The following is an 876-nucleotide window of genomic DNA, read 5'->3' as shown; positions in this document are numbered from 1 at the left end:
CCGCGAAGCGAGCCATAATGATTTCTTATCTTGTAAACAAAAAGCTCACCAATAGGCGAGCTTTTTCGTGTTCAAGAAACTGGAACGGCATAAATAATATATCGTTGCGGGGCATTACCAACAAAATTGAATGGGTAACATGTTGTTACGGTTAATATTTCATCTGGAGCCGTTGGGCGTATGACCGTCCGATCATCAGCTTCTACGATGTCCGTACTTTCAATTTTGTAATCAAATTTTCCATAAGGTAGCTCAATCGTAATAATGTCTCCGATTTCTAAATCTCCAAGCCTTCGGAAAACTGTGTCACGATGGCCTGACAGAACAATTTGGTCTTTTTCACCAGGATAGGCAGAGGTACTATAATGGCCTACTCCTTTTGCAAGATCATCTTCATCTGTGCCTTCCACTATTGGAAGCTCAGCATCTATATCTGGCAATGATAAAATACCGACTGCTTCTCCAAAGGTGGGCTTAAACTCTTCTGCTGAAGCTATATCATATCCGGTTAATCTTTTTTCAGTAATTGCCACTTTCGCTTCCTTCAAGGTTTCCTGTTCAGCCTGTTTGGAATTCCAAATTCCATATCCCCCATAGGCTAAAAAACCAATTCCAAAAATGATCAGCAATAAGGACACTTTTTTTCTCACATTATCCGACCCCTTCGTTTCTGTTAACCTTATTATAAAGGAAGAGCACTCTTTATAAAAGACTATAGTGAACCTCTCCAACTAATTACTTACACAATTTGATGGAGCATCCCTTATTTTGAATACAAAACAAGCACGATTAAGCCATCTTCGGTGACTTCATTGCCTGATGAAGACTAATTAACGAAGATAAAGTTTGTAATGTTCTTTTTGCCGCTACAGAAAC

The 876-nt window shown here is 39.2% G+C and carries 1 protein-coding gene; it reads right to left on the bottom strand.

Annotation, left to right across the window (positions count from 1 at the left end; genetic code table 11):
• Positions 1-71: 71 nt before the first annotated feature.
• A complete protein-coding gene (locus RZN25_11005; protein ID MEQ6377349.1) occupies positions 72-650 on the bottom strand; it encodes a class D sortase in 579 nt (192 codons plus the stop codon).
• Positions 651-876: the final 226 nt, after the last annotated feature.

The organism is Bacillaceae bacterium S4-13-56, assembly GCA_040191315.1.
Taxonomy (GTDB): Bacteria; Bacillota; Bacilli; order Bacillales; family JAWJLM01; genus JAWJLM01.
This window is presented reverse-complemented; position numbering and strand designations above follow the sequence as displayed.